Origin of the sequence: Alkalibacterium kapii (genome assembly GCF_007988865.1) — a bacterium.
Taxonomy (GTDB): Bacteria; Bacillota; Bacilli; order Lactobacillales; family Carnobacteriaceae_A; genus Alkalibacterium; species Alkalibacterium kapii.
In genome coordinates this window covers 13,871-37,058 of sequence record NZ_BJUY01000020.1, presented here as the reverse complement: position 1 = coordinate 37,058, position 23,188 = coordinate 13,871, and the positions used below count along the sequence as shown (strand labels likewise).

General features: G+C 38.3%; 24 protein-coding genes. 8 read left to right on the top strand and 16 right to left on the bottom strand.

All coding sequences use genetic code 11. The annotated features are described in order from the left end of the window. The first annotated feature begins 250 nt into the window (after positions 1–250). On the top strand, positions 251–952 hold the full coding sequence (locus tag AKA01nite_RS07295; RefSeq protein WP_146924660.1) for a YjjG family noncanonical pyrimidine nucleotidase: 702 nt from the start codon (positions 251–253) through the stop codon (positions 950–952). 66 nt (positions 953–1,018) lie between these two features. On the opposite strand, the gene AKA01nite_RS07290 is transcribed toward AKA01nite_RS07295, so the two are convergent. The 6 genes from AKA01nite_RS07290 to AKA01nite_RS07265 form a co-directional block, all read right to left on the bottom strand. Beyond that, on the bottom strand, positions 1,019–1,984 hold the full coding sequence (locus tag AKA01nite_RS07290; RefSeq protein ID WP_146924659.1) for a glutathione S-transferase family protein: 966 nt from the start codon (positions 1,982–1,984) through the stop codon (positions 1,019–1,021). A gap of 24 nt (positions 1,985–2,008) precedes the next feature. After that, positions 2,009–2,389, bottom strand: a complete 381-nt coding sequence (locus AKA01nite_RS07285; protein ID WP_146924658.1) for a VOC family protein — start codon at positions 2,387–2,389, stop codon at positions 2,009–2,011. A 6-nt stretch (positions 2,390–2,395) separates the two neighbouring features. Then, entirely contained in the window at positions 2,396–3,316 is a 921-nt protein-coding gene (locus AKA01nite_RS07280; RefSeq protein ID WP_146924657.1) for a DUF4349 domain-containing protein, read from the bottom strand. 134 nt (positions 3,317–3,450) lie between these two features. Beyond that, a complete protein-coding gene (locus AKA01nite_RS07275) occupies positions 3,451–5,133 on the bottom strand; it encodes a methyl-accepting chemotaxis protein (RefSeq protein WP_146924656.1) in 1,683 nt (560 codons plus the stop codon). 226 nt (positions 5,134–5,359) lie between these two features. Further along, positions 5,360–6,652: a DUF438 domain-containing protein gene (locus AKA01nite_RS07270; RefSeq protein ID WP_146924655.1), complete on the bottom strand. Its 1,293-nt coding sequence runs from the start codon at positions 6,650–6,652 to the stop codon at positions 5,360–5,362. After that, a complete protein-coding gene (locus tag AKA01nite_RS07265; RefSeq protein WP_146924654.1) occupies positions 6,649–6,888 on the bottom strand; it encodes a DUF1858 domain-containing protein in 240 nt (79 codons plus the stop codon). Before AKA01nite_RS07265 ends, AKA01nite_RS07270 begins: the two co-directional genes overlap by 4 nt. Before the next feature lie 297 nt (positions 6,889–7,185). On the opposite strand from AKA01nite_RS07265, the gene AKA01nite_RS07260 reads away from it, so the two are divergent. The 6 genes from AKA01nite_RS07260 to AKA01nite_RS07235 all read left to right on the top strand — a co-directional run bounded on the left by AKA01nite_RS07260 (position 7,186) and on the right by AKA01nite_RS07235 (position 12,734). After that, entirely contained in the window at positions 7,186–7,608 is a 423-nt protein-coding gene (locus tag AKA01nite_RS07260) for a YbaN family protein (RefSeq protein ID WP_146924653.1), read from the top strand. A 289-nt stretch (positions 7,609–7,897) separates the two neighbouring features. Continuing rightward, positions 7,898–8,764: a helix-turn-helix domain-containing protein gene (locus tag AKA01nite_RS07255; RefSeq protein ID WP_146924652.1), complete on the top strand. Its 867-nt coding sequence runs from the start codon at positions 7,898–7,900 to the stop codon at positions 8,762–8,764. 43 nt (positions 8,765–8,807) lie between these two features. Further along, positions 8,808–9,761 carry an FAD:protein FMN transferase gene (locus AKA01nite_RS07250; RefSeq protein WP_246117007.1) on the top strand — a complete coding sequence of 318 codons (954 nt, stop codon included), beginning with the start codon at positions 8,808–8,810 and terminating at the stop codon, positions 9,759–9,761. A 46-nt stretch (positions 9,762–9,807) separates the two neighbouring features. Further along, complete coding sequence (locus AKA01nite_RS07245) at positions 9,808–10,416, top strand: NADPH-dependent FMN reductase (protein ID WP_146924651.1); 609 nt, start codon at positions 9,808–9,810, stop codon at positions 10,414–10,416. Between the two features lie 18 nt (positions 10,417–10,434). After that, positions 10,435–11,625, top strand: coding sequence for an NAD(P)H-dependent oxidoreductase (locus AKA01nite_RS07240; protein ID WP_146924664.1), 1,191 nt, complete (start codon positions 10,435–10,437; stop codon positions 11,623–11,625). 635 nt (positions 11,626–12,260) lie between these two features. Beyond that, positions 12,261–12,734: a glutathione peroxidase gene (locus AKA01nite_RS07235; RefSeq protein ID WP_146924650.1), complete on the top strand. Its 474-nt coding sequence runs from the start codon at positions 12,261–12,263 to the stop codon at positions 12,732–12,734. Between the two features lie 139 nt (positions 12,735–12,873). On the opposite strand, the gene AKA01nite_RS07230 is transcribed toward AKA01nite_RS07235, so the two are convergent. The 7 genes from AKA01nite_RS07230 to AKA01nite_RS07200 all read right to left on the bottom strand — a co-directional run bounded on the left by AKA01nite_RS07230 (position 12,874) and on the right by AKA01nite_RS07200 (position 19,161). Continuing rightward, positions 12,874–13,242, bottom strand: coding sequence for a PH domain-containing protein (locus AKA01nite_RS07230; RefSeq protein ID WP_146924649.1), 369 nt, complete (start codon positions 13,240–13,242; stop codon positions 12,874–12,876). Positions 13,243–13,318: 76 nt separating this feature from the next. Beyond that, positions 13,319–13,807: a hypothetical protein gene (locus AKA01nite_RS07225; RefSeq protein WP_146924648.1), complete on the bottom strand. Its 489-nt coding sequence runs from the start codon at positions 13,805–13,807 to the stop codon at positions 13,319–13,321. A 20-nt stretch (positions 13,808–13,827) separates the two neighbouring features. Beyond that, positions 13,828–14,337, bottom strand: a complete 510-nt coding sequence (locus AKA01nite_RS07220) for a hypothetical protein (RefSeq protein ID WP_146924647.1) — start codon at positions 14,335–14,337, stop codon at positions 13,828–13,830. Positions 14,338–14,354: 17 nt separating this feature from the next. Beyond that, positions 14,355–14,555 carry a hypothetical protein gene (locus tag AKA01nite_RS07215; RefSeq protein ID WP_146924646.1) on the bottom strand — a complete coding sequence of 67 codons (201 nt, stop codon included), beginning with the start codon at positions 14,553–14,555 and terminating at the stop codon, positions 14,355–14,357. 48 nt (positions 14,556–14,603) lie between these two features. Further along, positions 14,604–16,061, bottom strand: a complete 1,458-nt coding sequence (locus tag AKA01nite_RS07210; RefSeq protein ID WP_146924645.1) for a DUF5050 domain-containing protein — start codon at positions 16,059–16,061, stop codon at positions 14,604–14,606. Positions 16,062–16,383: 322 nt separating this feature from the next. After that, positions 16,384–16,995 (bottom strand): hypothetical protein, encoded by a 612-nt coding sequence (locus AKA01nite_RS07205; RefSeq protein WP_146924644.1) that lies wholly within the window; start codon positions 16,993–16,995, stop codon positions 16,384–16,386. Positions 16,996–18,228: 1,233 nt separating this feature from the next. Further along, the gene (locus AKA01nite_RS07200) at positions 18,229–19,161 is read right to left on the bottom strand and encodes an NADP-dependent oxidoreductase (RefSeq protein WP_146924643.1); all 933 of its coding nucleotides are present in this window, start codon (positions 19,159–19,161) and stop codon (positions 18,229–18,231) included. A gap of 289 nt (positions 19,162–19,450) precedes the next feature. On the opposite strand from AKA01nite_RS07200, the gene AKA01nite_RS07195 reads away from it, so the two are divergent. Then, positions 19,451–20,089: a nitroreductase family protein gene (locus AKA01nite_RS07195; protein WP_146924642.1), complete on the top strand. Its 639-nt coding sequence runs from the start codon at positions 19,451–19,453 to the stop codon at positions 20,087–20,089. A 327-nt stretch (positions 20,090–20,416) separates the two neighbouring features. On the opposite strand, the gene AKA01nite_RS07190 is transcribed toward AKA01nite_RS07195, so the two are convergent. The 3 genes from AKA01nite_RS07190 to AKA01nite_RS07180 all read right to left on the bottom strand — a co-directional run bounded on the left by AKA01nite_RS07190 (position 20,417) and on the right by AKA01nite_RS07180 (position 23,188). Then, complete coding sequence (locus AKA01nite_RS07190) at positions 20,417–20,929, bottom strand: hypothetical protein (protein WP_146924641.1); 513 nt, start codon at positions 20,927–20,929, stop codon at positions 20,417–20,419. Positions 20,930–21,065: 136 nt separating this feature from the next. Beyond that, a complete protein-coding gene (locus tag AKA01nite_RS07185; protein ID WP_146924640.1) occupies positions 21,066–22,067 on the bottom strand; it encodes an ABC transporter permease in 1,002 nt (333 codons plus the stop codon). Between the two features lie 11 nt (positions 22,068–22,078). After that, positions 22,079–23,188 (bottom strand): ABC transporter permease, encoded by a 1,110-nt coding sequence (locus tag AKA01nite_RS07180; RefSeq protein WP_146924663.1) that lies wholly within the window; start codon positions 23,186–23,188, stop codon positions 22,079–22,081.

Here is a 23,188-nt window from a genome sequence, read left to right as displayed (position 1 = left end):
CGTCCTCCCAGCTTCAACGAAGGGCACGCATTCGGTGTTTGACTGCCCTTCACGTCTTTCCAACTTCAACGAAGGGCACGCATTTCAGGTTTGACTGCCCTTCGTGTCCCTCCAGCTTCAATAAAGGGCAAGAAGAACTTTTTAAATGGGGTCAAAAGGATGGTTGCCCATCCTTTTCCAATTGAATAAGGGCTGTTTTTGAGTTATACTGTAAAGGTTTAAAATTAATGTAAATGAGGTTGACGAAGTGATGAAATATAAGAAATTGATCTTTGATCTGGATAATACAATTCTCGACTTCGAAGATACAGAAGAAAAAGCTTTAAAGAAAATAATCAACACGTACAAGCTTCCTTACACAACAGAAACTATTCAATCATATAAAGAAATCACTCATGACTTATGGCGGAAACTTGAGCAGGGCAAAATCACACGTGAAAAGCTTTTTGCCAGCCGGTTTTTCTTATTCCTTGAAAAATTTGGAATCGAAGTAGACGGTAAAAAAGTAGATCATTTGTATAGAACGGCTTTGAGCGAAGGCTTTTTAATGATGGAACATGCTCATGAAGTACTGACTGTACTCAAAAAAAGCGGATATAAATTATATGCGGGTACGAACGGTGTCGCCCAAACTCAGCGTCAAAGACTGAAAGGGGCTGAGTTGAATCATTTTTTTGAAAATATTTTTATATCTGAGGAAATCGGTGTTGAAAAACCAGATCCACAATTTTTCAACTACATCTTTGAAACATTGAATTCATATAATAATGAAGAGTATCTTATGATAGGTGACAGTCTGACCTCGGATATCAAAGGTGCTAAAAATGCTGGCATCGACAGTGTCTGGTATAACTTTGATCGCTTAGAAAAAAATCCTAAAGCTGTTCAAAGTACCTATACGATCACTAACTTACTAGAATTGCTTCCCTTATTTGGTCTAGAGAAAATATAGGAGAAACAATCTTAAGTAACCAAAAAAGAACGGATCTTGTATGACAAGATCCGTTCTTTTTCAATTTCAAACTACGCCTATACTGAAATCCAATTCTGGCCCTACTGGTACGATACCTGTAGGGTTAATCGTTTTGTGGCTACCATAGTAATGCTCTTTTATATGAGAAAAATTGATTGTTTCAGAAACACCGGGCCAGTTGTACAGTTCTCGTGTATAACGCCAGAGATTTTCGTAATCGGTTATATTTCTTATATTGCACTTAAAATGCCCATAATAAACGCTGTCAAAGCGGATCAGCGTCGTAAATAACCGCCAGTCGGCTTCCGTAATTTGACTGCCAATAAGATAAGGCTGGTCTTGTAAAATGGCCTCGACTTCATCAAGAGCCTCAAACAGTTTTGTTACTTCTTCTTCATAAACATCCTGTTTGGTTGCGAAACCTGCTTTATAGACACCGTTGTTGATTGCATGATAAACACGTTTATTTATTTTATCAATATCCTGCCGCAACTCTTTGGGATAATAATCGCCTTTTTTTGCTCCGACATCATCAAAAGCTGTATTAAGCATGCGCATGATTTCCGATGATTCATTATTGACGATCGTGTTATTTTTCAAATCGTAAAGGACAGGAACGGTGACACGACCACTGTAATCCGGTTCGACGCGTTTATACACTTCATATAGGTAATCTGCATTGTCAACGGGATCAGGAATCACTCCATCAGCTGGTTTAAACGTCCAGCCATGTTCAAGCATCAAAGGATTAACGACTGAAACTGAAATCATCCCTTCCAGGCCCTTTAACTTGCGCATAATCATTGTCCGATTCGCCCACGGGCACGCGTTTGAAACATATAAATGATAACGACCTGGCTCTGCTTTAAACCCAGCTTCCCCAGTTGGGCCGGCACTTCCATCCTTTGTAATCCAGTTTCTAAACTGTGACTCTTCTCGAATAAAACGACCGTCATTTTTTTCTGTATCATACCACTTATCATGCCACACACCATCGACGAGCAATCCCATACTATACACTCCTTTTTTTATTCTTTATTCTGCAGTCAATTCGACCAAATTACCCTCGGGATCTTCAATGACAGCCTCGTAGTAACCGTCTCCTGTTGTACGCGGGCCACTTACCAGCATATAGCCGTCTGATTCCAACTTATGCACAAGGTTATCCACAGCTTCTTCATCCCCGACACTTAGCGCCAGATGTGTGTACCCATAACTTTCTATATTTGGATGTTTGATGTCATTACGGTGCATCAATTCCAATCGACTACCTGAATCGAATGTCAGAAAGTATGACCGAAAGCCTTTCTTCGAATTATGATAGGGCTCACCGCTTTTAGCTGAAAAATATTTCTCATAAAAGTCTTTCATTCTTTCCAGATCGATTGTCCATAAACCGATATGTTCAATCTTCACTTCATATCACTTCTTCCTGTTTTTAATTACTATTTTCCGGATGTAAAAACCGATTCCCACTAATACTGCTAATATCAGTATAAAGGGAATGGCGTAAATCAACCAAATAAATGCATCTTGAATAAAGTAATAAAATGCGTAGAAAGAATTAACGAATGCTTCACTGATCCGTTCCCAGAAGGATAATCCTTCACCACGCGTATTCGCTATACGCGGACGCTCAACAACCGTAAGATGAACCTCAGTATAGTCTATCAAGTCGTCAAAGGTATTCAGACGCGACTGTAATTCTTCGCGCTCGGCAATCGTTTCACTCAGGCTGTTTTCGATTTCAAGGATAGCTTCGATCGATTCTGCCTGTTCCAGTAGTTCATTCAGTCGGGCTTCCTTCTTTTCCAGAATATTGATACGTGACTCAGTATCCCGGTAAGATTGCGTGATATCTTCTGCTCCGATATTTTCACTGAGTTTATAAGCATCCATCCCTTTGAGATCTTTTAAAAAGATATCCAGAGAATCAGTTGGGATCCGGAACAAATAGTTGATTTGCCTATACTGACGGGCCTGATCTCTTGGAGCGATTCCTGATGGTGAGTAGCTTGATTCGTTGGAATATTCGATATAGCCGTCATGTTCGCTGACTGTATCTAAAATATATGTCGTGGTTTTCTGAAAATCCAGCGTCTCATATTCCAGCTGCACACGACGGATTACCTTATCGCCGATCAGCTTTTCCCCTTCGCCGCTCGAAAAATCACTGTCGCCAACCTCTTCTTCTATTGCCATGTCTTCGGATATCTCATTATTGTAGCCAACGCTCTCACTTGGTTCAGATGTATCTGACATATCATCCCCATTATCATCACCTGCACAACCGGATAACATCAAAAAGAATAAAAGTATGATTCCCAATCTTTTTTTCCCCATTCGTATTCACTCCTTTGTATAAAATCAACCGCTTCCATATTTCTATTATAAAGTAAATCCAACGTCATTTGTTGATTTAAAGCAAATAAAAAACTTCCCGACTCATTTTCGAGTAAGGAAGCCAAATTTTTATTTTACAACTTGAACCGATCCACCATATTGTTTAGTTGTTCAGCTATTCTGGCTAACTCTTCGGAGCTGGCTGAGACTTCCTGCATCGTACTTGTTGTTTGCTGTGCGGATGCTGATGTCTGTTCGATACCTGCCGCGGATTCTTCAGAAACGCTTGCGATTTCTTCAACACTGGCGTTCATATCCAGCGTCTGTTTTTTGTTGGCCTGCAGTTTGTCGGAAATGTCTTTGATCGCTGTCCCCATCGACTGAACTGAAGCAGAGATTTTATTGAAGGTATCTCCTGTTTTTTGAATCTGAGTGGTGCCTTTTGTCACCTGTTCATACCCATTTTCCAGACTGAGGGCGACATTTGACGATTCAGACTGTATACCGCGAACGATATGTGTGATATCTCCAACTGAATGAGATACCTGTTCAGCCAGCTTTCTCACTTCATCTGCCACTACCGCAAAGCCTTTTCCTTGTTCTCCTGCTCTAGCGGCTTCGATTGCCGCATTCAAAGCCAGTAAGTTCGTCTGTTCCGCAATGTCTTCAATGACTGACACCAGTTTTGAGACTTGCTTTGACTTGTTATCCAGTTCTTTCACGCCGTTAACTGAATCTTTAACGATTTTATCTATTTCCTGCATCTGATCAACGGACGCATCCATTAACTCTTTCCCTTTACCTGTTAAAGCTTTAACTGTACTTGAGGTCTGATATATTTTATCGCTCTGATCAGCGGATTCTTCGATCGTTTGCACAAAGTTCTGCATATTCATCGATAAGTCACTTGTATTATTCGCTTGGGATTCAGAACCTGATGCCAGTTCCTGCATGGTGATCGCAATTTGTTCAGCGCCCTGGCCGACTTCATTTGTTGATTGTGTCAGCTCTTCGCTCGAACTCATTACCTTTGATGTTGCTTCCGAAACTGATGTAATAATATTTTTCAGTTCGTGCTGCATGATGTTACTGGCTTTGACCAACTCTCCAATTTCATCTTTACGCTTCGTTTTAAGTGGACTGACCGTCAAGTTCCCTTTGGCTACTTCGTTTAGATTGTGAGCAATCTTTTTCAAAGGTCTTCCGATGACTCTACCCATAAGTATGCCAATAATGATTGCTAAAAGCGTTGCAACAATACTGATCACTATGATGATGTTCCTGATTGTTTCGTATGTATCATTATTTTGAGTATACGTTTCTTTAGATAAATCGTCAGTCAAAGCAAGCAGTTCTTCAAGATACATGTTCGCTGCACCATAATTTGCTCCACTGTCTCTTACACCTTCCATCGTCTCTGTATAATCACCTGATGCCAGACTGACTGCTGTTGCCTGGATAGCTTCTGAAAAGAGATCCCAGTTCAGTTTCAGTAAGTCAAATGCTTCCTGCTCCACTTCTCCTAAAGACTGTTCACTGTATGTTTCCAGCAAAAGATCCACTTCTTCTAGATTTTCCACAGCCGCTTCTCCACGTGTGGGAACCCGACTGACTACACCTGTGAGGATATGTACACGCGTATTTTCCATCAACTGGGAAACCTCTGATAAAATAATGGCCGGCTGAAGACGCTCTTCATAGAGTTCCTGCGAATTTTCACTTACTGTCCTTAAACCAAGAAATGACACCACACCCAGCATAACAACAAGTAACGCAATCGCCAAATAAGAACCAAGTAATTTTGTCGTGATTTTCAATTTTGACTCCTCCAATTTTTTATTATCCAAATCCCACACTTTAACTGGGCCGTACTCAGTTATTATCGGAAAATAAAGCAGAGGATTAAGTCATTTAAGAAAATTCTAATCGATAAATCACTGACTAAAGAATTTTTGCAAAACAATCACAAAAAGCCTTCAACAGTAACGTTAAAGGCCTTCGTCGGATTCTTTCCTTTTAGTCGATATTAAGAGTGATTTCGTTTTATGATTCACTCAAGCCGCGTTTCATCCCTCTAAGCTCTCTGAGAGGCTGAATATCCTGGACATATTCCAGGATTCCCATATAGCTACCGTCATCATCTCTCACTGCCACATAGGTCACATGTATAAACTGTCCATTTTTACGGGGAAACCACATGCTCTCTTTGTCTTTTTTTCCTGAACTCAAGTCATCGATCAGACGCAGCACCATATCCAAACTTTTAGGCGGATGACAATTCTTCACTTCTCTGCCGATCGCGCTCGCTGGACGGGGAAAAGCTTTTTCTTCATTAGGAATACTGTCGTTGAAATACTTGAAAACATTGTCTTTATTGATAAAGGTTAGTTCTAAAGGTAGTAAGTCCAATATCTTAGCAACTTCATTCAAGGTTAAAAATCCCTTGCCGAAAGGAAGCTCAGACGTTTCAGACTGACTTATAACGCCAACAGATTCGCTGCCTACCGTACCATGATCACTCTTTCCAGACGTATCAAACTCTACCCGCTCAGGCTCCCACTTTGTCTCTGGTCTTACAATCGTATAGCCGTATTCCTCACTGTCTCTGGCGATTTTCCACCAGTCGTCTTCATTGAAAATTTCAAGTACAAGTGGAATTAAAATCGTTTCTTCTTTGAAAATCATTTCATTGAATTCATAGGCGAAAGACTCAAAACTCTTTTGAATCCCTTCTTTACCAACTTCTTTTATATTATCCAAATCTCTTATTACTTGCTTGAACAAATCACGAATCTGATCATCCACCCCCCACATAACTTTTGGAGGCGCATCATGACCATATTTCTCCATGACCGGAAACCAGACTTCTTCTTTCCGCTTGTAGTGCGTATCGAACTGGCCCAGTAAATCCAGCTGATTAGACAGCCCTTTAAGTAAGCCCTCTTCGAAAGGAGCTTGTCCCAGATTTTTGGTTATACGGTTGATACGCATCACAGCGGCACGCATCGCCTGATTTTCTGTCCGCATGATATGAATGGGGTGTCCTGGTTTTTCAAATTCACTGACTTCCCCCGGTTCAGTTACACGGTTTTTAAAGAGATTGGCATGCACATTACATAATTTCATGACATCTTCAAAAGTAATATCATTGTCATCACTATCGATCAGCTCATGCTCCATAAGGGATATTTCAATAGCGCTGACCCCTTGAAAATGCTCGTCGAACGTCTCTTGGATCGATTCGGGGCTCGCTCCTTCATGGAGACTTTGGAGGATCGATTTCAAGACGTGTATCCGCTGCTTTTGTACATTATTCAAGCGTTCTGATTCATTCATCTTTTTTCGACTCCTTTCACTTCATATCCGTTCCATTCCAGGGTATTTACTAAATCATCTGCTAAGATATTTATTTTTCTAATCCCCTGATTCAAACTGACTAGACGCCCAACGGATTGAAGCATTTTCTGGTCCATCAGGGGTTTGAAACCTGCTTCAACAAGCAGGGGGCTGATTTCGGGATTTTTTTTCAGTACGTTGTATACGGGGATTTCAAAATCGATCACATTGTCCATTTCTGATTCCTTTCTGACACTTGTCGTTTGATAGCTGACTTTTTAACTGATTCAAAACTCTCGACCCATTGCTATATCATTTTAACATATTTTTTTTATAGAAGTTAAAAACATCAAAACATCATAACTTCACATAGATAGTAAAAAAGTTTGATTCTTGTCTAAAAAGCAACAAAGGGGCACCTCAGCTTTAGAAACTAAATAGCAGTTTCTTGACTTTTATAAACATGCTGTGCTATAAATGCAGAGTGAGCCCTCGAACATATATAGCAAAATTATTCTAATTGGGTGACTGTTATGAAAAGCACACGTTTCAAAAAACTATTATATATCACTCTAGGATCCTTATCACTCGCAATCGGGACCGTTGGGATTTTTCTGCCTATTCTTCCCACCACGCCCTTATTGCTTTTAACAGGCTTCTTTTATTTGAGGAGTTCAGAAAAGCTGTATCAGTGGCTCATCCATCATCCGGTCTTTGGCGCTTATATTTACAGTTATGTGAAATTCAAAGCTATTTCCCTGAAGACAAAAATCAGTGCGATCACGATTTTGTGGGGATCGATTCTGTTTTCCATCTATCTGCTGGATAATATCTGGCTTCAGGTTATGCTGGGCATTCTTGCAAGTGCAGTGACTATATATATCAGTTCACTGAAGACACTGTCCAAAGAAAAGCTTACCGAATACAAGGAGCATCAGGCTGCTCTCCACAATTAAAAACTCAATCAAGCCAAAAGTATTGATCATTCATATGATCGATACTTTTTTTATATAATTTTTTATATAAAAAAAGACATTTACTTAGTTGAAAGAGTGATTTTTTCCATATAGAAGCCGTTTAAAATCTATTCATATTTTAGACATTTATTATATATTTTTTTATATATTTTATTGACTATTATTTATTGCCGCTGTATACTATGGTCATTGCTAAATATGTGAAATTAATATCAAAGTCTTTTGATTTTATAAATCCTAATTTCAAGAAGCGGGGTGAACAGACAAAATGAATATTCAGCGTTTCGTTGAAACTCGTAAAGCAAAAGGTTTATCCCAGGCAGATCTTGCAGAAGGGGTATGTACACAAGCAACACTCAGCCGGTTTGAAAATAACGGACACGTGCCAAATCTTAAAATATTAAACAAGTTGTGCAACCGAATCGACTTTCCATTAAGTGACTTATTTCCCAAAGTAGGGGTGCGTTATTCTGAAGTGGTGGAAAAAATGAATCAGGCAGAATTCTTTCTCATCACAAGTAAGTACGAAAAAGCGCATCAGCTTATAAAAAGTATCACTGTCGACACGATCGAGGACTCGCCACTCATGCTCCGTTATCATTACTTGAACGGATTCATCATGATTTTTCAGCAGCAGCCTATTATGGATATCCTTTTTACATTTGATCAGATCTTACTGGAAGAAGAAACAAGCGAATCAACGATTTTCCGTCTGCTTGCTTATACAGGCATCGGGATGGTCTACTCAAGAGAAAATGACTTGAACAAGGCTGAGTTTTATTTCAATAAAGTTCTGGAAAAAATTTACAACTATCCTGCCAAGAGCATGGAAGATACCTGGCGGGTACTGAATATCGTTTACAATAGCGGTGTTTTCTATTCTAAAATCGATGAACTAGAAATCAGTGATGCGCTTCTTCTGTACGCAGTCACGATCTGTTCTGATAACCATGTCACTTATTACCTGGCAAAAGCTGCGATCCAGCTGGCTAAAAACGCTATTATCAAAAAGGAACCGACGGATAATATCCTGGAACTGATTTATGATGCACGAGCTTATTCCAAAGTAAACAGAAATGAGATCGCATTAGCCGAGCTGGCGAAACTTGAAGAGTCAGTTCTAGACTCAGCTTAATTTTATCCTTGCTTGTTAACATTCGAACATAGGAGGAATCGATATGACCGAGCAGAGAATATCTGTACGCATGATGGGGACCGTTATCGATATTATGGTCGATGCACAGGATGGCTTCGACAGCTCAAGCATCATAGCTGACGTTGTCAGAAAACTTAACGTTTATGAACGCCGTTTCAGTGCCAATGATCCAGAGTCAGAGCTTATGAAAGTCAATCAGGCATCAGGTGTTGCTCCCGTAAATGTACAACCTGACCTTTATCATTTGATCAAAAAAGGAAAAGAACACAGTTTAAAAAAAGACAGCCATTTGAACATTGCGCTGGGTCCTTTGATAAAAGCCTGGCATATCGGTTTCGACGATGCTAAAAGACCCGCTCATAAAGATATTATAAAAGCACTGAAGCTGACAAACCCAGATGATATAAAGATGAATGACGATCAGCTGACTGTTTTCCTGGAAAAAAAGGGGATGCAGATCGATCTCGGTGCTTTGGCCAAAGGGTACATTGCTGACTTGATCATAGACGACTTGAAACTCCAGCCGGTACGAACTGCTTTCATTAACTTAGGTGGTAATTTTTTGTCATTTGGTTCGTCAAAAACACGTGCTTCCGGGCATTACCGCATCGGCATTCAAGACCCCAAGCGTGAAAGAAACACGTATCTTCTAGCTGTCGACACAAAAAATCAGTCTGTGGTGACCTCAGGCATTTATGAACGAACACTTAAACAGAATGATGAGACGTTTCATCACATATTTGATCAGCAGACAGGCTATCCGGTGGACACCGAACTTGCCAGTCTGACGATTGTGTCACCCAAGTCCGTGGACGGTGAAATCTGGACGACGCGACTATTCGGTCACAGTATAGAGACACTGTTAGCTACAGTTGAAAAACTGTCAGATATCGAATGCATACTGATCACTAAAGCAAACACGCTTCACTATTCAAAAGGTTTAAAAGATCACATCATCACATTACCTTCTAGGTAAATCTATTTAAAAACCAATCTCAAAGACAAGAAAGGAACGAATGATAATGAAACATTTAATCGGTCTAGTGGGTACAAACTCAAGCCAGTCAACCAATCGTAAATTACTGCAATTCATAAAAGCAAACTTCCAAAAAGAGGCAACAGTAGAATTAATGGAAATCAAAGACTTCCCTGTTTTCAATAAGCCTGCCGACAGTGTCTTGCCTGAAATCGTTCAAGAAGCCGCAGAAAAAATCGAAAAAGCTGATGGTGTCATTATCAGTACGCCAGAATACGACCATGCCATCCCAGCTGCACTTATCAATGCATTGAACTGGTTATCCTATGATGTCTATCCTTTTGTTGATAAACCTGTCATGATCACTGGAGCATCTTATGGAACACTGGGCTCTTCACGTGCTCAAGCACAACTGCGTCAGATCCTGGATGCGCCTGAACTTAAAGCCCGTATCATGCCGAGTTCGGAGTTTTTACTCAGTCACTCACTACAGGCTTTCGACGAAGATAACCGTTTGAAAGATTCAGAACAAATCGAAAAACTCTCTGGCCTGTTTGCAGATTTCCTTGTTTTTGTCGACTTGGTCAATCAACTGGTACAGGCGCATGAAAGCAATAAAAAAGAAGCCGCAAACTTTTCTTGGGAAAACATCTAAAATAGGAGTGTTAAAATGATGAAATATGTAGGCATCGTCGGTTCAAACGCCGACCTATCATACAACCGTTACTTATTAAACTTTATAAAAAAACAGTATTCCGATCTATTTGAACTGGACATCGTTGAGATCAAAGATATTCCGATGTTCAATCAGGACAACGACCAGACAAACAGCCAACCTATCCAAGAACTTAATCAGAAAATCTTGGCGGCAGATGGGGTCATCATCGCAACACCTGAGCATAACCATACAATTCCAGCAAGTTTGAAGAGTGTACTTGAGTGGTTGTCATTCAAAATTCATCCACTTGAAAATAAACCTGTCATGATCGTCGGTGCCTCTTACTATGATCAAGGGTCATCACGAGCTCAACTGCATCTTCGTCAGATTTTGGATGCACCCGGTGTGAATGCGATCGTTATGCCCGGTAATGAATTCCTGCTTGGTCGCGTTAAAGAAGCCTTTGATGAAAATTATAATTTGAAAGACCAGGGAACAATAGACTTTCTGCAAAGTGTCCTTGAGAAATTCAATGCCTTTGTCAGTCTGGTGAACCGTCTGGAAACCCCTGAAGACAAACCACTGCCTGAAGAAGACTTGTATTCATCCGAGCCTATTGCGTCCACTATAGAAGGCGTTGATATGGCTGCAGAAGATTGGGTCGAGCAAGCCGCTGAAAAAGTGGGAGCTGTTGAAGGAGATACTTATGTCAAACTGAACCGTGGTATTTTAACCGTTGACCAGATCAATACTTTCTTAGCTTCAATGCCAATGGAACTGACTTTTGCAGACGAAAACAATCAGTTCTTGTACTACAACTATACTAAGGAAGCCGAAGATATGCTGGCTGACCGCGTACCTGGACAGGTCGGAAATCCGTTAGTTCTTTGTCATCCTGAAGCTGCACTTAAAAATGTGGGTTGGGTCGTCCAGCAGTTGCGTGCCGGCAATCAGGATGTCGTTCGCATCCATGTACCGACTCACGGACCCGATAAATTTGTGGTTCATAACTACCAGGCCATGCACGATGAAGAAGGAAACTACAGAGGAATCAATGAGTACATTCTTGACTTCAAACCAATCGTAGACTGGTACCTCAAGCAAACCGGTTTAAAGCTTGAAGGCGATATCGATGCGACAAGTGGAGCCTCGCAGGCAGAGGAAGTTGAAGTTGACGCCGGTTCTGGCGCAAGTGTGAAAAGCTGATTCCACTTACCTGAATTAAATAAAATGAATTCAATCATGTGAGCCTTCGACCGAGTGTCGAAGGCTTTCTTTATTTAATGGGTTTTTATTGAGGTTGTAGTGACTACTGAGATGTTTTGTTAGGTTGGGTGGGTACAATTGAATTTTTTTGTGACTACTCGATTGACTTATATAAGTGAGTCGGCTCTAAATCGGTCAGGTTAGTCAAACTGGTCGTTTAAAATTCGTTGAGTGGTCAAAACAACCCTCATGTTTTGACCACTCAAATAACGTTACGGTTTGGGTCGGGATCAGAACGAGCTTCTTGTGACCACTCAGATGTTTTAGCTGCTTGAGTGGGTACTATTGGAGTCTTTTAAGTCAAACTGAAAAGAAAAATATTTTGAGTGGTCATTATCGTATCATTATAGGTCCGTCTTAGAAAAATATTGCTCTGAGTAGTAACAACAGGAAGCTTAAGCAAAAATTTCATCGAAAACAATAACTTTTCTCTCTCAACTCTCTATTTTCTTGCACATAAATGATTCGTATGGTTTACTTTATGTAAGCTAGAAATAAAATCTGATAAAAAATAATAGGATTTCTGTTGAATAAATAGACTAAGATCCTAAATATATTAAATGAGGTAGATAACAATGACGACCGCTTATGATTTTGTTGTTAAAACACCAACAGGCGAAGATTTTAAATTGAATCAGTACAAAGGTAGGTCTCTACTTATTGTGAACACTGCCAGCCACTGTGGCTTTGCTCCCCAGTTTGAAGGACTGCAAAAATTATATGAACAATACAACGATGATGTAGTTGTATTGGGATTTCCGTGTGACCAGTTCAAGGGTCAGGAATTTGATGACATCAATCAAACAATGGAATACTGCCAAGTCAACTATAACGTCTCTTTTCCAATGTTTGCTAAAATAGATGTAAACGGAGAAAACGCTCATCCCCTGTACAAGTATTTGAAAGAACAGCAAAAAGGCTTATTGATGGATAAAATCAAATGGAACTTCACGAAATTTCTAGTAGATAAAAACGGTCAAGTCGTTAAACGCTATGCACCCACAACAAAGCCCGAAGATATTGAAAAAGATATCGTAGCGATTCTGTAAAAAGAGTTATCAGTAATAACAATCATTTATTTAAACCAAATTTTTTCAAATAAGAAAACAGACTCGGCGTATTTAATACGATGAGTCTGTTTTTGTTTTATTGTAAGTCTAACTATATAATCCTAATCTTCTCAATTCTTTACAGTACCGCCGATGCAATCAGATGATCAAACTTTCTTATATCAACACCACGTTTTAGGTTGATTTTGAGATGTCCAACGCGTGTCCACAGTTCCACTTCGGCATTAAAGTCGAGCATCTTACCCGCGTTTTCAGTCGACCACATATTGATCGATGAGTAAGGAATCGAGTAGACTTCTATCTTTTTACCAGTCAATCCTTGTGCATCTCTTATGATGATACGTTTATTTGTAAATACCGCTGAGTCTCTGATCGTCTTATAAGCGGCAACGGCTTCCTCTCCGTCCACCAGCATACTATTTATATCGCTCGGGATCTTGCATTCAGAAACAAAGGTCCACGCTTGTATTGTCTGTAATTCGTTCATTTAGATCTCTCCTTATTATAATTCTAAAAACATGTCTTTTTGTAGTAACGCATGTCTAATTCATTATTGATAATAACTATACTTTTTTTATTAACATTAAAAAATCTTTTTTACTTATTTTATTCATCCCATATTGATTAAAAAAATGTTGCCAGTCTTTTCTTGTTCGATCCTTAAAGTCCCATTCCACTTCTTCAAGGTCACTTTTTAATATGTACTCAGAAAACGTAAGTGGTTTTTCAATTTTTGTTGTGACATTTCCCTCAGTAGATTCTGCTATTTTGCCAATCTTACCTGCTCCAAAGAAATAAAATTGTCCCTTAATCTCAGAAGATTTTTGAGGTCTACGATATACAAATAAATCTCCTTCTTTCACTTTATTGTAACGTCTTGTGCTCCAACTATATTCAACAAAATCCGAATCTTTATATTTATCCTTATCTCCATGTGTATCAAGAATAAAATACTGGGTATCATAATGTTCTAATTCAGATTTGAAATGTAAATAATTTTTACTATTTTCTATTTTCTTCTTATTGTTATGTCTACTTCGATTATTATTCATTGTTTCCTCCCAAATATATTCTACTTTTCTTCCGCCTCTACTTGTTCAAAGTAAGTCTTGAGATAGTCCAGTAGTTCATCAAACAGTTCGGGAAATACATTTGACCCTGAGATTTCATGATTTTTTCTATCGTAGAACTTTAGCTTCAGTTCCCACTGCGTCCCGTCCAGGACATATGGATCATAGTAGTCTTCATCCCAAGACAATATAAATAACTTATTAAAAAGCGTATCTTTTATGCTTTGCCATTCATTAAATGTGATCCGCAATTTTAGACCCTCTTCATCTATACTGAAAGGTGGCGTCACTATGATGTTTGCAAAACTGTCTTGTTCTTCAATGAGTATACTTTTGAAGCCCTCATGAAATCCACCAGTACGGAAGTAAAACGTATGGCACACGTTCATTGCTTTATTTACTTTGGATCCAAAGGTTTTACCGCAACAGTCACACATGTATTTGTCTGAGCCTAGTTCATTTAAGCTGAGCATCTTACTTCCGCAGTAGGGACATCTTAAATCATCCATCATTTCTCTACCTTCTTCCCTTATTTGAACAAATCCCAGAATGAAAATGTTGTCTTTTTGTATACTTTATTGTAGGCCGCTTTTTTAGGATTTTTCAGCCACCCCATACCTTTTTTACCATAACCAGGAATGACTTTTTTCTTGATTGCACGCTTAGCTTTACCTGTGGTATGTGCTTTGATCGAACGCTTGATGCTTGGTTTACGCATGCCAAATTTCATACTCGTCCTCCTTTAAAACTAAATTCTATTCTACTCAGATAAACTTCCTTAGTCTAAAGTTTCAACTTGACCACTTTCTAAGTCAAATCGCTTTAAATAATTCTCATCATAGCTTTTTCCTGAAGTAAAAAGAATCGATTCTCCCACTTTGGCCATACTTTCAATGTGTTTACTCATAGATAACAGGTTCTCTGTTCCATTTTCAAGGTTCAACATGTAAAGTCCTTCTCCAGTGTCGACGTCATTTGAAGGTGACAGTGAAAATACAACGCCTTTCTCTGTAGGTATATATGATGATACCACAGTGTTGACGAGTAATTCCGCCTTGTCCTTTCCTTTTATCTTACTTCTATAAAGTTTCCCAGCTTCATTTAAATAATAATAATAACCATCCCAGACAGTCAGATCATATGCTGGAACATCAAGAATCACTTCTGGATCATCGCCGTTAAGGTCATAACTTTTCACTATCGGTTGACCCTGTTTTTCATGACTGACCAGCAAACGTCCATCATAGAGAGATAAACTCAGTGCGTTTACATCGATCAGTTCTTTGAGGTCGTTCCCGTTCAAATCCATACGGTAAATGTTGTAATCATCTTCAGCACTCATAAAATAAATATGATCCCCGTAAATCTGCATGTTTAACGCATAGCCTAAAGAATAGATGGCCGTATGATTACCTGTATTTTTTTTCATTCTTTCAATACGCTCGCCCTTGATAAAATAAAGCCAGTCGCCGACCGCATTGAGGTCTCTGAAACCATGACCACCGTCACGCTTTATAAGGTAGTCTTTATTCTGAAACTGCTTATCTGTCTTTACAAGTTTCATATCGTCTTCAATATAGTAAACAGCCTCATCAGTTTCTGCAGCCAAACCACCATTCATCGTATTCTCCAGCGTATTTCCTCGGGTTTCTTGAGATATGGCTTCTATTTTTTCATCTACGTTTCTAAACTTATTATGGCGAAGGACATCCATGCTCCATACCAGATTGGACTCAAGGATTATCGGTAAAATTGCGAACGCAATAATAGTAATAAATTTAAATGATGAGACACTCTTTCTCGTCCAGAGACTCTCTTTCCCTTTGATGTTTTTCTCTAGAATCCTTATGTAATATTTCGGCCCTTTGATCGTCAATGCTCCATTAGAATGCTGAAGAAAAATTTTATCCTCAAGTATCAGATTGAAAGGAAAATCGAAAGTTGGTCTCACGATCATTTCAGTTTGCTTTATGTCTAAAACTTCAAACTTATACTGTTCGATCAACCTGTCCAAACCATCAAAGCTGTTTACTTCTATCTCCGCCGTCTGCTGTCTATATTTGTCAATCAGCCATCTTAAAAAAACAGCCAGATAAAGAAGTATAAATACCCAGTGAATACCAGGATTCATACTGAAAATTTCTCTATATCCCCAAAAAAATATTACAGTTAGTGGGAAATAGATAAAAGCTGTTCCTCTTATCGCAATATTTAACCAATTTTTTATATTTTTCATGAGTTCGCCTCTTTTCAATGATCAACTCTTCTGTTTAGAAACAAAATAAAGTTATTATATCTGTTAAAATCAAATCAATAACTAGGTCAATGAGGAGAATTCTATAAATCTGATGCATGAGCGGTTTCATTTATTCATATATCATACACTTCTATAAAATATAACTCGTTTGGTTGTTAGTCTCCTAGCTAGCTTATGCAACAATTTAATTTAAACATAACATTTACTATTAATATTAACACCTTATATCTAAGTATTAGTTTTTCCTTAGTTTGATATAAGATTACTGGTAAATGGTTCCTCATCATATTTTTTCAGCTGCTTATTTCACCTTCCGGAACAAGTAATTTTCAGCTCTTGATTTGTACTTTAATCCTTTCATTTTTGCTTTTACTTCTTCTAAATCAGCCGTTTGGTCTTTAGGTAATTTAAAATAGTTTTCTAAATGGTTTTCTTGGATTTCATCTCTACTATTTATTGTTCCTATCAACTCAAACGCTTCATCAAATCTTGCAAGACTTGCATCTCCATGACTATCATTAGCTAATAAGATTCCACCAACTTTCAATAGCTTTTTTGTATCCTGTCCAACAAATCCAGCATAATGAGAGATGATTAAATCAACTTTTTCAATGGATAATGTTCTTCTATAATCTTTGCCAACAAACTCAATTTCACATGGTCCCTCATATTTTTTATTTTTTTCTATATATTTTTTTATTGTGTCAATCTCTTTGAAGAACTTAATAGCCCCTTTAAAATTAACAATGTAAGTGACTTTAGGAATAAATATTGAAGGTGCAATATCTATGTGACTACCGGGATAAACAGCAGTCTTGATATTATATTTTTCTACAACAACTTTGTATAAAGTTGTTCTATCTCCTATTTTATTTGCGTATTCTTTATATGTATCAATAATCGTATTATTCATGATCGACTCCTTAATTTTTGTAAATGAAGTTGTTTCATTTTAAATTCAACAAACATTAAATAATGCTTTTTAATTACTTAAAGAGTTATACCACTCGGATTATGTGTCATTGTTTTTTAAACGCTTACACTTTATTCAACAGCCGACACTGTTGGCCAATTTAATTCTACTTACATTCGAAAATATGTCTTATACAGATTTTACAGGTTATAAAAACTATGGTCAATACATCTAAAGTTTGAAAGTAAAGGTTCAGTGTACAGAATTTGCATAATTATAATTAGGTTCAATTTAAATTTTAGCTTCTCATTTTGGAAATATTTGTTAAACTCGACAAAAAACAACGCCAGCTAAATACTGGCGGTGTATGAGAAACATGGGTTTAGCATAATCAAACTTAGGACAAATTCATTAAAACGATTTAAGCTACATTCCAATGAAACTTCTTAGAAATAAACCAACGATAAGGCCTACGACAAAAATCACTACATACATACCCATTTTTTTATTATTTTCCGACATGTAAATCTCCCCCCTTATCAAAAATATTCTTTTAATTTTTTCATATTTTGGCATCCTGCTGCTAAGAGAATCAGATTCGTCATTGATAGTATGACCAACAATATAGTAAACCTGCCAATAAAATAGTAGTTCAAGGAAGAGATACCACTGGCAGCGTCCGTGCTTTTTTGAGATAATCACGTTGTGATCAAATGTATTTTTTACAAAGTTTTCGTACGTTTCTATACATATGTATGGTAGCAGAGAGGATTACATTTTGCAGATTAAATGCTTTGGATAGAGTATTCACCTCGATAGTTATTTGGTATCTTTTTTTATCATAAAGTAAATCTAAGGCTCTTATTATTAAGTGAAAACAGAGCGCCTGCTCTGTTTTTCGATCTATCTTAATGAGTTCTCAGTTAAAAAGGCCAAACTGATAAAGAAAAGTAGGTTGCTTCATCAGTTTGGCCTTTTTTGTCTCTCACTTCTTAAGATAAGACTCTATCTTCATGAGTTACGGAATTTTTGACTCTCACTTCTTAAGGTAACACTTTATCTTCATCAGTTTACTTACTTTTCACTGCAACTTCTTAAGATAACTAAAAAATCTGACGAGTAACGTTAATTTTAGATTATATCTCAAAAAAAGACGCTGGCATCTCTATCGCCAGCGTCTTTTTACAAATTTATCATCAATTAAGTTGCTTGATAGTTACTTCTTTCAAAAAATCATTTTATTTCGATGACGATTTTACCTTTGGCATGATGCGTTTCACTGATTTTGTGGGCTTCACGCAAACCTTCCTCAGTAAACGGCAGTATATGGCCTATTTGCGCATTAACTTTTCCTTTACTCATCAGTTCACCCAGCTCCGCAAGCTGTTTGCCATTTGGATTGAGCCACAGTGACTCAGTTTCAATGTCTCTTTTTTCTGCTTTTTCAGCATCAGGCTGACCGACAATGGAAACAAGTTTTCCGCCATCTTTGACAACGTCCAGACTTCTTTCAAGGATTTCTCCACCCATCGTATCAACCACAAGATCGGCGTCCTTGACGACATCAGTGAAGTCCGTTGTTTTGTAGTTGATGAATTCATCGACACCAAGCTGTTTGAGGAAGTCTTCATTCTTCCCGCTGGCTGTTGAATAAACGTAAGCTCCAAAGTGCTTAGCAATTTGGATGGCGAAACTTCCAACGCCACCTGAACCGGCATGAATCAATACTTTATCTCCAGTCTTTATTTTGCCAAAGTCTAACAGACACTGCCAAGCAGTCAAGCCAGCCAATGGTGCAGCAGCCGCTTCATTATAACTGACACTTTCGGGCTTAAGAGCGACCAGGTCTTCATCCACTGCAACGTATTCGGCATAAGTCCCATTTTCCATAGCCGGACGGGCAAACACTTCATCGCCTTCCTTAAATTTCGTCACGTCACTACCGACTTTTGAAACGACGCCGGCTGCATCCCATCCCAGGATAAGTGGAAACTCGAAAGGCATATTGTTGGCCAAGTAGCCTGCCCTTAACTTCCAGTCGATCGGATTGATCGACGTTGCATGCATTTCGATTAAAATCTGATTCGGTTTGATTTCAGGTACCGGCAATTCTTTTTCTGTGAGTTCGTTTGCTTGACCATATTTTTCGATAACGATTGCTTTCATTTTTAAGCATTCTCCTTTATTTCTTGACTACTTATAAATATAGCACCACTGACTTTTCCTGCCAAATACTTTGCTCTGATTCGCAATGATTTTCAGATAAACATCTATTAAGTCCTTAACTGTCTTCTTACATAGAGTATAGTCTTCTACCTATTGTAATATGAATTACCCGGCTTTAACTCGATAAGCTATTATCAGTCACAGCTCGTTTAAACAGGTTTATCCCTTTCTCATTCTTATGTTTTTTAGTTATAATGAAATAGAATTAATGATTGGAAGGTGTATAGATATGACAAAGAATAAGGGAAGTAATGATTTTTCAGATATTGTATATGGTAGAAAGTCGGTACGCGTTTATGATGAGAAGGTGAAAATACCCAAAGATGAAATATTGGAGATTCTACAAAAAGCCACTCGGGCGCCGTCTGCCGTCAATATGCAGTCCTGGCGCTTCGTGGTTGTGGACAGTGAGGAAGGCAAAAACAGACTCAAACCTTTTATCTTCAGAAATACCAGTCAAAATGATAGTTCAGCTGCAATGATTCTGATTTTAGGAGATCTAGAATGTTATGAGTATGGACAAGAAATCTATGACAAAGCAGTTAATGAAAATAAAATGACAGCTGAAACGAGAGAGGCTCAACTGTCACGCATCATCCCTATTTATCAGAATTTTACTGAAGAGCATATGCAAAAAGTGGTCACGATCGATGCAGGTCTCGTTGCCATGCAATTAATGTTAGTGGCTCGCAGTTATGGTTATGATACCTGTCCGATTACTGGTTTTAAATCTGAGGGTCTCGTTGAAGCGCTCGATTTGGATTCATCCCGTTATTACCCAGTGATGATGGTTTCGATGGGTGAAGCGCTCGAAGATGGGTACGATACAGTACGTATCGATGCAGAGCAAATCACTTACTTCAAGTAGTCAATAAATGGCAAGTGTTAAGTCGGATACTAAAAAAGTCGAGGTTTCTTTTAGACAGGAAACTCCGACTTTTTTTAAAATTTATTTTCACATAACGGTGTCTCTTTATTCAGAAACAGACCCATTAAAGCTTTAGGCCAACAAAGTTTCTATTATCTAATAGGACCTCATCATCCTCAGTATAGATAATGACCTGGTCAAGTATCGACTCCCCGATTCCACTCTCGTACTGGTTTATCCAGTTACTTTCTACCACAGCATTATTCAAATCGATGATAAATCGTCTGGTTTCATTTCCTTCAAGTGTGAATAACTTTTTTCACCGTCTCAATCATATATCTTTGTAAATTCATCATTGTCTCTTTCTGTAATTATTAAGTAAAACATTTTCTCTTCATCACTGTAATTTTTCAGGGTGATATCTGCTTCAAAATCAGTGTATTGACCATTCTCAAAATCATAGAACACGCTATTTTCTTCTGTCGGTTCAAGACCTATCGTCGAAAGTCCTTCAGCGGTGGCTTTTACATTTTTAGCAACCGCTCCTGTGCTTAAATAAAAGATAGTATTCAAGCCTAGAAACAAAAGAAAGACTGTTTTCTTATTTATCTTAAGTCCTTCTCTTGCATATTTCTCTACCCAGTAAGCACCGAATAAAAACAGGCTGAAAAAGTATATCAGCGATAAGTGAATACCCATCTGATTCTCTCCTGACCAGGCTCTCAGACCAATCGCTTCCACAGCATAATCACCTAAAGCACGCGCATAAATCGTGTCGATCGTCGCAAAAAACATCAGAGACATAAAACCAATTGAACCATAAGCTTTGACTTTTTCCATAGTATACTTTCCCACTTTGCTGAATGATTTGACTTACCTCTATCATACTTTATTTCAATCGATTTTACATCAACAAAAGCCACATGTGTACTCCCGCTGCTAACCAATTCATTTGTGTGTCCTCCAATCGTATTTTTTACTCTAACCCCTTTCTGATTCTTGGAGCCAGTACTGCATAGACGATCCCGCATAATACTAGAACGATTCCAGAATAGCTTAATATCTGAGTCCACGTTCCGCTTTCAGACAAAATCATATCAGTTCCTTTATAGGCCCAATAGAACGGATCCCAGTAAAAGAAAGGTTGCCATTTATCGGTGAGTATTTCAATGGCCAACACCCCCGCTATCAATGGTAGAAATAACATCTTTATACTTCCTGCAGCACTGATGATATCTTTATTTGTAACACCTTGTATAAAGCCAACGAGTACGCTCAACAGACTGGTCACAAGTATGATCAGTATCATCTGCAAGATATTTATTCCACCAAAACCTATGATCAAGATAATGGCAGCTGTTCCGAAAATCGTCAGTAACACACCCATGACAGATTTCCCAAGTATAAACGTTGTTCTGGAAGTGGGTGTGACATTGATCGCGCTCAATGTATTGTCCACTTTTTCTTCAACCATATTTAAAGCAATCAGCATTCCACCGAGGATCGAAATAAATAAGATTGCCACATTGACAAGACTTTTCTTAAGTGGCGGAACCGTTTGGCCAAGTTCTATTAATTCTGCATTTGTATCTTTCGCATTGATGTCCGATTCATATAGCCCATTGAGTAATTTAGCATAATCAATGACCGCTTCAGATTCATTTCCTTGAGTCAGAAGATAATAAGCGTCATCTTCAGGAATGATCCCAATGATCGAATCTCTACCCTCAACACGGTTTCTAATTTCGTTTTCACTTTCAAAGACTTCTATATCCGCAAACTGTTTTAGATAGGTGATCTGCTCTTTATTCTCTCCCTCTAACAAAGCGAGATTGACCGTTGTATCGTTTATCCCCGGTGTAAATATATTGATCAATACACCAAACAAAATTGGCATGATAAGGATATAAAGTGAAATAAAGTCCTTCACATTTACTTTTAAATCTCTTTTAAATATGGTCCATATTTTTTTCAACACGATTATCCCCCCTAACCTATCAACGTTTTTTTATAGCGGTAGTTGGAAAGCGCGAATATTGCACTACCTACGACTAAGAATATTCCAGAGACAGTCAGCACATATGGCCAATCATTATTTCCAAGCAAGATGGACCTAAAACCCTCCATCATTGGATAGCTTGGAATAAAGCTGATCCATGCAGGGCTCCAGCTCGGAATAAAGAATGCAACGGATGGTACGATCATTAGCATCATGACTATATACAAAGCGCCGAATGCCTGCATGATATTGCTGTAGAAACTTGCGATCAAAAGTCCGAGTGACGATGCGAAAAATGCGGTTGTAACAAGGAGTACCAGCATCAGCAAATAGTCCGGTTGTAATCGCATCAAAGGAATAACGACCAGATAGCTGGAAACAAGAGTTGTTACCATAAGAACCCCAACTTTACTTAATAGATACTGCCAGACAGGTGATGGTGAAACAGCGTAAGCTTTAATGACTCCTTCTTGTTTGTCAAGAAAAATATAGGCGGCAATAATGAATAGGCCCATGAGTGCTCCATTGAATACGAGTACGGTAGGCAAAATGCTTTCTTTATCTGACAACGTTTCTACGTTTGTCGATAAGGCTCTGACTTCTTGATTGTCGACAAATTCTTGTACATTTTCATTCGGTTCGACATGAAATATTTCCAAGAGGTTCTTATATTTGTCTGATTCATACCCTTGAAGGTAGTACGTATAATCAAAGGTGCCCTCATCATTCATTGCGATGACAGCTGAAATTTCCTGTTCTTCCTCTGCCATATAGCGCGCATCTTCTTGACTGTTTAAAATAAAAATCTCTTTACTATCTGTTGTATACAATTCCACTTCTTTATCTTGATCTTTTATTTCTAGAGTGACGCTTTCTGCTTTTCCATCTATCGTTTCCTCCTGTATTGTTTCTAGATAGATCTCACTTGCATCCTCAGGCATATCCAGATAAAGATATTCATCGGTTTTATTTTCGAAGTCATCGGGTACGACGAATAAAAACACAGCTAAAATAAGTACAGCCATAAATATATCGATATAGAAATAAAATCCCCTTGAGGCTATTTTCAACTCTTTCACAAAGCTTGAGAAGAGTTTCAT

Bases quoted from the DNA above. Each gene is read 5' to 3' on its own strand.
- AKA01nite_RS07220 (WP_146924647.1), bottom strand. From the start codon at position 14,337: ATGATGGATGATTTAAGATGTCCCTACTGCGGAAGTAAGATGCTCAGC.
- AKA01nite_RS07190 (WP_146924641.1), bottom strand. From the start codon at position 20,929: ATGGAAAAAGTCAAAGCTTATGGTTCAATTGGTTTTATGTCTCTGATG.
- AKA01nite_RS07290 (WP_146924659.1), bottom strand. From the start codon at position 1,984: ATGGGATTGCTCGTCGATGGTGTGTGGCATGATAAGTGGTATGATACA.
- AKA01nite_RS07270 (WP_146924655.1), bottom strand. From the start codon at position 6,652: ATGAATGAATCAGAACGCTTGAATAATGTACAAAAGCAGCGGATACAC.
- AKA01nite_RS07205 (WP_146924644.1), bottom strand. From the start codon at position 16,995: ATGAATAATACGATTATTGATACATATAAAGAATACGCAAATAAAATA.
- AKA01nite_RS07240 (WP_146924664.1), top strand. From the start codon at position 10,435: ATGAAATATGTAGGCATCGTCGGTTCAAACGCCGACCTATCATACAAC.
- AKA01nite_RS07235 (WP_146924650.1), top strand. From the start codon at position 12,261: ATGACGACCGCTTATGATTTTGTTGTTAAAACACCAACAGGCGAAGAT.
- AKA01nite_RS07295 (WP_146924660.1), top strand. From the start codon at position 251: ATGAAATATAAGAAATTGATCTTTGATCTGGATAATACAATTCTCGAC.
- AKA01nite_RS07215 (WP_146924646.1), bottom strand. From the start codon at position 14,555: ATGAAATTTGGCATGCGTAAACCAAGCATCAAGCGTTCGATCAAAGCA.
- AKA01nite_RS07210 (WP_146924645.1), bottom strand. From the start codon at position 16,061: ATGAAAAATATAAAAAATTGGTTAAATATTGCGATAAGAGGAACAGCT.
- AKA01nite_RS07225 (WP_146924648.1), bottom strand. From the start codon at position 13,807: ATGAATAATAATCGAAGTAGACATAACAATAAGAAGAAAATAGAAAAT.
- AKA01nite_RS07245 (WP_146924651.1), top strand. From the start codon at position 9,808: ATGAAACATTTAATCGGTCTAGTGGGTACAAACTCAAGCCAGTCAACC.
- AKA01nite_RS07265 (WP_146924654.1), bottom strand. From the start codon at position 6,888: ATGGACAATGTGATCGATTTTGAAATCCCCGTATACAACGTACTGAAA.
- AKA01nite_RS07280 (WP_146924657.1), bottom strand. From the start codon at position 3,316: ATGGGGAAAAAAAGATTGGGAATCATACTTTTATTCTTTTTGATGTTA.
- AKA01nite_RS07195 (WP_146924642.1), top strand. From the start codon at position 19,451: ATGACAAAGAATAAGGGAAGTAATGATTTTTCAGATATTGTATATGGT.
- AKA01nite_RS07200 (WP_146924643.1), bottom strand. From the start codon at position 19,161: ATGAAAGCAATCGTTATCGAAAAATATGGTCAAGCAAACGAACTCACA.
- AKA01nite_RS07230 (WP_146924649.1), bottom strand. From the start codon at position 13,242: ATGAACGAATTACAGACAATACAAGCGTGGACCTTTGTTTCTGAATGC.
- AKA01nite_RS07255 (WP_146924652.1), top strand. From the start codon at position 7,898: ATGAATATTCAGCGTTTCGTTGAAACTCGTAAAGCAAAAGGTTTATCC.
- AKA01nite_RS07180 (WP_146924663.1), bottom strand. From the start codon at position 23,188: ATGAAACTCTTCTCAAGCTTTGTGAAAGAGTTGAAAATAGCCTCAAGG.
- AKA01nite_RS07260 (WP_146924653.1), top strand. From the start codon at position 7,186: ATGAAAAGCACACGTTTCAAAAAACTATTATATATCACTCTAGGATCC.
- AKA01nite_RS07250 (WP_246117007.1), top strand. From the start codon at position 8,808: ATGACCGAGCAGAGAATATCTGTACGCATGATGGGGACCGTTATCGAT.